Here is a 9,444-nt window from a genome sequence, read left to right on the forward strand (position 1 = left end):
TAAAAAATCCGGAGGAAACGTTTGTGGATGGAAAATGCTATACTTTCTATAAAGAATAATAGTCTTCCTTCTCATGAGAAAGTACTTTGATCAGTTTCATTCTAACAAGATTTACCAGGATTTTCCCAGCTCTCCAGCGGGATATATTGGCTATTTTACAAAATGTTTTTAATGTGACTCTGTCATTCTGTTCCAGATATTCTAAAAGAATTTTCTCTGCTTTACCAATTGTAATCTGAGCGTCAAAACCTCTGGTATCACTTTTCATAACATCCAGCATGACTTTACTCGCAAGCAGGCATTGGTCTTTCACCCGAATATAAGCCCACCATTTTCCATCTTCCCCCTTAGAGTAATGAGGTTTTTCATCACTTTCCGGAACTTCCGCAATCAAAATACTTTTACCGTCAATTATATCTTCCGTAAAATTCATTTTTATTTCTGGTTTGCAGAAAAATGAAGCAGCTCCTTCGAGCATGTGTCTCTCCTCCTCTGCCTTAGCGCCGGCAATACTTCCATTATCCCTCACTCCTACTAATATCCTTCCCCCCTTTGTATTTGCAAATGCTACTATAGTCTTGGCAATCTTTTGAACACTGCCTATTGTTTGTTTAAAGTCAAGCACTTCATTTTCTCCAAGCCTTATCTGTTGCCTGATACTCATTTTTTAAGTTCTAAGTTTTAAGTTCTAAGTTATAAGAAAAAAGCCATAAACTGAAAGTTGAAAGTAGATATTGAAAAACATATTTTTTCAATATCTGCATACTTATACAACTGAGTTTTAAAGTAAAAACCCAATGTTTAAGTTCCCAGAGGCATGAACTTAAACATTGGGTATATTTTTTTAATAAATTTGTTGAACTTAAAACTTAATAATTATCACTTATAACTTTATTAAAACTGCACCTTATACCCCATGTATGGAAACAATCCAAGCTGATAATAAGTCTTTACCTCTTTCTTCTTATTATCCCACTCCTGTGTTAATACATTTTGAGTATTTAACAAATTGTCCGCAGCTATAAAGAAATTATGATTTGATTTTGGCTTGTTAAGTCTGTATGAAATCTTCAAATCAGTTCTGAAATAATCTTTTAGCTGTGTTTCATAAGCTTTGCTATAATCATATACTGCTTCACCCTTTTGAAGAGATGCTTGTACATTTACTGGTATTATTCTTCTTCCTCCTGATGATGTCACCTTAAAATCTACTGATATCAGTTTTTTATTATTTGCATCAAGGTGGAACTCTTTTCCTGCAAGGCCATTGACAACATATCCGATGTTAAAGGCTGAGTTTCTCCATATCCCATCTGAACCCTGATATTCAGATTTCAGAAGTGACAAATTCGTTAAGAAATAATAATCCTTATTGAAATATCTTTCCAATGTCAACTCAAGTCCATAATTTCTGCCTTTACCAGTATTTACAGTGCTGTCAAGAACATAGAAACCATATTCAGCTCCTGTATTTAAGATGGAATATACTCCCGCTCCATCCTCATGTGAAATGCTGACAGGGACATTATACATATGCTGATAATAGGCTTCCGTTTTAAATTTCAGATTTTTTGTTAAAGACCTTTGATACCCACCAACTAAATGAAGACTTTTGGTAAAACCCACATTTTTGTTTGGCTGATTATAGTTACCTGTTTTATCATCATAGAATCTAAACTGATAAATAAACAGATCCTGAGCCTGACTATGAAGACCGGTGGCTAAACTTATTCTATCCCTTTCAGTAACCATATATGTCGCGGATAATCTTGGCTCCAGAGACTGGCTACCGTTGAGTGCCAGGCGTTGATAATATAATCCGGAATTTAAGGTCAGCTTTTCAGTAACTCTGAACTGCCAGTGAACAAAAGACTGTAATAGTCCAGTGTTACCTTTTTGCTGTAATCCCTTTTTGAACAAACTATCGGAGTCATCAAAAATATTTGAATTATTATTGTAGAAGATATTCCTGTAAATGATTCCTCCTTTTACAAGATTTCTTCTGTTTAATTTGTGTGTAATGGTATAGTTTGCAATGTGCTGGCCTTCGGTATTAGATATATCAAAATCAAAAAACTCAGGTTTGCTATCGTATATTTTTGAGCTTACCACTTTAATACGACTTCCGGAGGTACTAAGTATTAACCTACCCGTTGTTTTGGAAGTAATGTTGTGAGTGTTAGAAATACCAGCAGCATACATATTAGATGAAAAATTATCTGTTGTAAATTTGTACGGATCATTCGGATCTATTTCTACTTCAGGATCTTTAATGTATATCTTGCTTTTACCACCAATTCCCCAAAGCGTAAAAGTACCGGCCTTTTTCGTTGGGACATTTATCTTTATTGATCCATCTTGAAACTGAGGAACACCGTTGGTTCCAAAGCTTACTCCTATTTTATTCAAAGCTTCAAATGAGAGAAATCTATAACTGGCGATATATGAACTTCCTGATTTTTTTGATATAGGACCTTCAGTTGCAATCTCTAGGCCATTCAGCCCTGCCTGAATAGTATGTTCTCTCTTTTCATTATTTCCGTTTCTTAACTTCACATCAAATACAGCAGCAGTTTTATTACCATATTCTGCAGGAAATGCACCTGTGAGAAAATCTGAATTCGCAAGCAGGTTGTTATTCAGGATACTGAAGGCTCCACCACTATTTCCTGTGAAAGTAAAATGGTTTGGATTCGGAATATCAACACCTTCAAGTCTCCACAAAACACCTATTGGCGAATTACCTCTAACAATGATATCATTCCTCTGATCTCCTCCACCGGCAACACCGGCATAGTTAGATGCCATTCTACTTGGGTCCTGTCTTGATCCGGCAAATCTGTTTATTTCTTCTGTGCGAAGATTTGTTGCGCTGACAACAGCTAGCTGGTTATTGGCCTGTGATTTATCTTTCTGCCCAACTACAACTACTTCTTTTACGTTCTCTATCTCTTCTTCCATGTCCAAATTCAGGATTACTTCTTTTCCTGACGTCACCAACACGTTTGCCGAACCTCCCTCCTTGTATCCGGCATACATTATCTTTATTTCGTGTCTACCAAGAGGTACATTATCAAATCTAAACCTACCATTCTCATCTGTAGCTGTTCCCATTGGAGGATCAGTACTTGTGATCACCACGTTTACTCCTGGCAGTGGTGATTGAAGATTTTTATCTATAACAGTTCCTCTGATAGTCTGAGTCACTTGTTGTGCTATTGCCGAAAAATTTAGGCACAGCAATGCCATTATAAGGCTAAAAATTAGTCTCATCGTCTTAGTTTTTTTAAATGTGTTTTACTTGAGTTTTCTGGTTGTACTAAAAATCAGAATCTGATACCGGCGTTAAATCCGGGCCACATTTTCACATTTGTATTATCTTTGCGTCCTTTATCGACACGGCCTGCATAAGTCTCATTAAAGACTGTCCATGGAGCTATATTGGAGCCGTATTCGTTCTTATCAGCATCGTAAATCTGTGATACCATTACGTTAAAAGTAGGACCAAAGAATAATGTCGTTCTCTCTCCTAATGTTATTCCAACATTTACTTTTAGCTGGTTAAGTAAATTCATTTTGTTTGTCCAAACTCCATCTTCATTGATGTGGTAAGCAATAGCATCTATATTTACAGAAACCTTTTGACTTGCCTTTAATTCAGAACCGAATCCTACTCCATATCCTGTTCTGAACTTGCCTCCATTGTTGAGTTGAGCACCGACAGCAAAGATGTTATAAAAACTTCTGGAACCTCCCATTTTGAAAGCAATGTTTCCATACAAGGTCTCTGAACCCCAGATTTCAAATCTGCGATATCCTTTTTTTGCTAAATTAAGAATACCAATCTGAGCACCATCAACAGTATCAGCAATATTAATCACACCTATCTGAACACCTTTTACCCTTTTGGCAACATTGATGAAACCTGAAGCCTGTGCACCTCTTAAATCACCTGTAGTATTCATAAAACCAGCTAACTGACAACCTTCAGAGTTATGTTTAGCAACACTCATGAATCCTGCAGCCTGAATCCCTTTGTGGCTTCCATTAGCAACGTTTATGAATCCTGCCAACTGAGGGCCGGTTACCATACCGTTGGCAACATTTGCCAACCCTGCACATTGCGGACCATACATGTATCCGTTACTAAAATTTACCAATCCAGAAAACTGACCACCAAGGCTATTTCCTCCTGAGCTGTTTACCAATCCTGCAGCCTGAAAGCAATACATGCTATCTTTGGCAGTATTCACAAGACCACTAACTTGAACACCTTCGACATATCCCGAAGATATATTGGTAAGACCAGCAATTTGTGCACCTTTAACATTCTTTCCCACTATGTTTGACAAGCCTGCAACCTGCACACCATTTACAAATTCCTTTTCAACATTTACTAGTCCACCAAATTCCGCGCCGTCCAAACCTCTTGAAGTACCTGCAAGGATATTTAATGAAGCTTTGTTTACAACTTCCGATGCATAAGCTCCATTGGTACTCATCGGAGGAACGAAGCTTACGGAAAGCGGTACGGTTTTATAAGAAGCAGAGTCTGCGCGTTGCTCTTCTTTGCCAGAAAGCGAATCTGCAGGACTATCAGATTTTAATCTTTTCCAAACGCCTACCGGAGCCCTGTTTTCAATACTATCAGCAATCTCATTTAACTCCTCTCTAAGTTTGTGAGAAATCGTTTTAAAGCTGCTTTTAAAATCTTCCTTAGTTTTCTTGTTTCCCCCGGAATTCAGGCTATCCATTTTGGTAAGATATTCATCCCTCAACCTCCTTTTCTCCAATAAATATTGTTTACGCAGACTCACTACATCATCTCCTTTTGGCTTCTTAGCCTTTAACATGGGAGCTTTTACAGTTGTATCTGAAGATACAATGAGCGTTTCCTCAAGTTTATCACTGGTTTCTGGTTGTACTTCGTCTGCATGTTCGTCTTCTTCAACATCTTCAGCTTTATCAGTGCTCACACTGTTTATCGTAATTGAATTCGCATTTTCTACGATCACAAATGAAGTAGCTCCTTTTCTTGAATCAGCAGTGGCATCAGCCGTTTTCTTAACTGCTTTCTTTTTCAGTACGACCTGATTTCCTACTACAGAGTAATTCACGTTATGTTCTGTAAAGACTAGGTCCAGGACTTCTCTCAATGATTTACCCTGAACATTCAGAGATACATTTTTGTCAAGCGAAACCATATTATTCGAATAGGAAAATCTTATTCCATATTTTTCAGTAATGGTTTTAAGTATTTCGCTTTGCTTAGCCTTCATCTTAAGTGTTACCTTTGTATCCAGCGATGGCTGAGCCTGCAAGGAAAAGTTAAGACAAAGTAATAGTATGATAAGGATTTGAATAAGCCTCATTAGTGAAATGAATTAATAAATTAAATGATTTTTACCTGCGTAAACTCAACCTAAATAGGTGTTACACGCTCTGTTGATTAATTATTGACAGCCCGAACCCTCTAGTAAATATCCATTGCCGTCTTTTTTAGAGCTTAAGCTCATAGATTCCGAAACTACATCTAATACTTCCTGTAATTTAGGTTTTTCAAAAGTTCCGGTAAACCTGCAGTTAACCAATTCTGAGTTAGCCAGTTCTACTTTTGTTCCGAAATAAGCCTCTACAGCAGATGCTACTTCTCCAAGCGTACTGTTTTCAAAGACCAGTTTCTCCTGTTTCCATGCCAAGAAATTCGGATTATCGATTTTCTCCGAAACAACATTACTGTTGTTGTCAACTCTTCCTTTCATGCCAGGAGTCAGGATGACTTTCTTTGTCTCGTTTTTCTTTAATGCGAAAGATACTTTACCAGTAACGACCTCTACTTCATCGGCCTGACCTGCTATTGTTTTTACATTAAATGAAGTACCCAACACCTGAGTAATAGATGACAAACCTTCCACCCTGAATGGTTTCTCAACATTTCGCTTTACTTCAAAGAAGGCTTCTCCTTCTAATTTTACCTTTCTTGTATCGCCTTTAAAATCGTCGGCATAAGAAATTTTACTGTGTGCATTCAGCCAGACTTTGCTGCTGTCAGGAAGTTGTATTTCCCTTTTTTCATTTCCAGCTGCAAAAGAAATTTCTTGAATCTCTTTTTGACTAAACAGCTTCATTGATAAATAGCTAATGCCGGCAAATACCAATAAAACTGCTGCAGCTTTCAAAATAATGTTATAATCGAAGAGCTTGACAACTTTGGTTTCCTTCTGTGGTGCTATCTGCTGAGGCTCAAAACCGGCCTTTGCTTTAAACTTCATCCAGGCAGCGTCTACATCGGGCTCAAAGTCAACCTTGGCTCTTCCGGAAAAATCCCAAGTCCGGACATACTCTTCAAACTCCTTTCTGTTAGAAGGATTTTCCTGCAGCCATTCGGAAAGTAATTGTTCTTCGAAACCTGAAGATTCTTTCCTTAAGTGCTTAAGAATAAGTTCCTGATGTTCTCTTTCCATCGTTAATTAATTGGCCAATCTGATACTATGACAATTGAATTTTAATTTACCCCTACGCTACCTTTAAATTTTTTTTAGAAATTATTTAGCAAAAAAATCAAAGCCAGAATGGCATCTTTCAGGAATGGAGCTAATTTTTCCCTGAGAACTTTCAAAGCTTTTACCATTTGGTTTTCAACCGTTTTAACTGATATCTGTAATGTTTCGGCTATTTCCTTGTAGCTAAGTTCTTCATACCTGCTTAATATAAAAACAGAACGACACGCAGGAGGCAAACTATCAATTGCCTGATTTATATGCCCGTCCAGTTCCCCTGCATGTAGTGACTGGTCTGCTCTATCGCTTCCCGGAATATTAATCCAGGTATCCTCTTCTGTTTCCGAAAATTTTTTCTGCTGTTTTAAATAATTAAATGAGCTGTTGTAGGCTGCAGCAAAAAGATAGGATTTGACAGTGAGATGAATGGAGAGTTCATCCTTTTTAGTCCAGATCTTCATAAAAACTTCCTGCACAATATCTTCACTGGCGTCTTTATCCTGAACTATCCGATATACGGAACGGCAAAGCTGAGCGTAGTATGTTCTGAAAATCCTTTCAAAAGATTCAGGATCAGAAAAACTTTCTTTTGTACCTTCCTTATTTATACTTTCAGACATGCTATACTAAACTCGGTCTTAAAGGTCGGAAATATTAATTTGATTTTCCAATTATGGATGTATGATTCTTTTAATCAATATCTCAGTAAGTTGTTTCAATAACCCTATATAGTAAAATTTTTTCTCTGTGTATCTCTATGTCCTCTCTATATCTGTAAAATAATTTTATTACACGAAGAAGACACAGATGACGACAGCAGTACTTTTGCTATTTGTCAAAACAGTAAAGAAATTTCTTTATGAGGGAATCAATCTTGAGAAAAAGACCTTTCCAATCTCCCAAACTTTCTTAAAAAAATAAACCACAAAGATCTACTTACTTACTAGTAAGTATTATATTTGTAATATAAAAATACACCCAATGACTTCTACAAAAGAGTCCATTATAAATATTGCAGATGACCTAATAAGAAGAAGAGGATACAATGCATTCAGTTACAATGATATATCTAAAATGTTATTTGTAAAAAATGCCGCTATCCATTATCACTTTCCTTCCAAATCAGACCTTGGGGTTGCTGTTATAGAGTTCCATATTCAGAAAGTTGAGCATTTTATAAAGAGGGTTGCTCCCCTTTCCGAACCTGAAAAAGTAGAAGAATTTCTGAATATCTATGACCAGATTCAGACCAATAAAAAAGTATGTCTTGTAGGCACTTTGGCTACTGATTGGGACACAATTGATGAAAAAATACAGCAAAAACTTACCGTTTTTGTGACCATTGTGGGCGATTGGCTAACCAGCGTTATGGAAGAAGGACTTAAAAAAGGCACTCTGACGTTTAAAGGAGATCCCCGAACCAGAGCTATGCTTATTATCACTTCCATTATGGCAGCAGCTCAAATGGCTAAAATAATGGGATCAGAAAGTTTTAAAAGCGTTAAAAATGCGATTTTAAACGAACTAAATCGAAGGTAAAAAAATTTGGAAAAATTACTTACTTACTAATAAGTATAATCAAATCTATAATTACAAATAAAAACCACTCATATGAAACGAGTTGTAATAACAGGTATGGGATCAATTACTCCGATCGGAAATTCTATTTATGATTTTTGGAGTTCGGTAAAGCAAGGAAAAAGTGGAGCAAACCTCATTTCAAGATTTGACACGACACACTTCAAGACAAAATTTGCCTGTGAGGTAAAGAATTTTAATCCCCTGGATTTCCTGGACAAAAAAGAATCACGAAAAATGGATCTGTTTTGCCAATACGGAATTGCAAGTACAGAGGAAGCTATCAAAGATGCAGGAATCAACTTTGATATAATCAATAAAGATAAAGTTGGTGTGATATGGTCCTCAGGAATCGGAGGCTTTGTGACATTTCAGGAAGAGGTTCTGGCTTACGCTCAAAGCAAAGTCCCTAAGTTTAACCCATTCTTCATTACCAAAATGATTTCCGATATAGTTCCGGGTTATATCTCCATAAAATTTGGATTACGCGGGATAAATTTCGGTACTGTCTCGGCTTGTGCTTCATCAACTAATGCTATTGTTGATGCTTTTAATTATTTAAGATTAGGAAAAGCACATATGATAATAGCCGGAGGCTCGGAAGCACCAGTTATTGATGCAGGAATCGGAGGCTTTAATGCAATGAAAGCTCTATCCGAAAATAATGAAGAATACACAAAAGCTTCACGGCCTTTTGATAAAACAAGAGATGGCTTTGTACTGGGAGAAGGAAGTGGTACATTGATTCTTGAAGAACTGGAACATGCGAAATCACGGGGAGCCAGAATTTATGCAGAAATCATTGGTGGTGGACTTGCAGCTGATGCATATCATATTACAGCTACACATCCGGAAGGGATTGGGGCTTACCTTGCTATGAAAGATGCTTTGGAAGACGCTCATATTTCACCTTCAGAAGTGGACTATATCAATTGTCATGCAACCTCTACTCCGCTTGGAGATCCGAGCGAACTGGCGGCAATTGACAGATTATTCAACGGACAAAAACTACACATTAGCGCTACAAAATCTATGACAGGCCATTTGCTCGGGGCAGCAGGAGCAGTGGAAGCTATCATAGCAATTAAAAGTATTGAGGATAATATTATTCCTCCTACTATTAATACAAATGATCTGACTGAAATAAATCTGTCACCAGGTATTGAAATTATTACTGGTAACTATAAATCAACCAATGTAGAAGTAGCGATGAGCAATACATTTGGTTTTGGTGGACATAATGCTATTGCACTGTTCAGAAGATTTAAAGAGTAAGGAAATTTAAAAAAGAAGAAAGGTGGTTTTATCTTTCTTCTTTTTCATCTGAAATCTTAAACGACCTCATCCTAAACCCTTCTCCTGAAGG

Annotated in this window: 7 protein-coding genes; 2 read left to right on the top strand and 5 right to left on the bottom strand. The window is 37.0% G+C overall.

Features of this window, described 5'->3' with window-relative positions; genetic code table 11:
* Window positions 1–46 precede the first annotated feature (46 nt).
* The 5 genes from J7604_RS26600 to J7604_RS26620 form a co-directional block, all read right to left on the bottom strand.
* On the bottom strand, window positions 47–664 hold the full coding sequence (locus J7604_RS26600) for a helix-turn-helix domain-containing protein (RefSeq protein WP_293903565.1): 618 nt from the start codon (window positions 662–664) through the stop codon (window positions 47–49).
* Window positions 665–894: 230 nt separating this feature from the next.
* Window positions 895–3,273, bottom strand: a complete 2,379-nt coding sequence (locus J7604_RS26605; protein ID WP_293903568.1) for a TonB-dependent receptor — start codon at window positions 3,271–3,273, stop codon at window positions 895–897.
* Window positions 3,274–3,326: 53 nt separating this feature from the next.
* Window positions 3,327–5,372, bottom strand: coding sequence for an STN domain-containing protein (locus J7604_RS26610; protein WP_293903570.1), 2,046 nt, complete (start codon window positions 5,370–5,372; stop codon window positions 3,327–3,329).
* An 81-nt stretch (window positions 5,373–5,453) separates the two neighbouring features.
* Window positions 5,454–6,464, bottom strand: coding sequence for a FecR family protein (locus J7604_RS26615; protein ID WP_293903572.1), 1,011 nt, complete (start codon window positions 6,462–6,464; stop codon window positions 5,454–5,456).
* A 74-nt stretch (window positions 6,465–6,538) separates the two neighbouring features.
* Window positions 6,539–7,120, bottom strand: coding sequence for an RNA polymerase sigma-70 factor (locus J7604_RS26620; RefSeq protein WP_293903574.1), 582 nt, complete (start codon window positions 7,118–7,120; stop codon window positions 6,539–6,541).
* A gap of 361 nt (window positions 7,121–7,481) precedes the next feature.
* Between J7604_RS26620 and J7604_RS26625 the strand changes: the two genes are divergently transcribed.
* Together J7604_RS26625 and fabF are read left to right on the top strand one after the other, a co-directional pair.
* A complete protein-coding gene (locus tag J7604_RS26625; RefSeq protein WP_293903577.1) occupies window positions 7,482–8,039 on the top strand; it encodes a TetR/AcrR family transcriptional regulator in 558 nt (185 codons plus the stop codon).
* 72 nt (window positions 8,040–8,111) lie between these two features.
* Window positions 8,112–9,353 (top strand): beta-ketoacyl-ACP synthase II, encoded by a 1,242-nt coding sequence (gene fabF, locus J7604_RS26630; protein ID WP_293903580.1) that lies wholly within the window; start codon window positions 8,112–8,114, stop codon window positions 9,351–9,353.
* Window positions 9,354–9,444 lie beyond the last annotated feature (91 nt).

Source organism: Sporocytophaga sp. (assembly GCF_017745095.1).
Classification (GTDB): Bacteria; Bacteroidota; Bacteroidia; order Cytophagales; family Cytophagaceae; genus Sporocytophaga.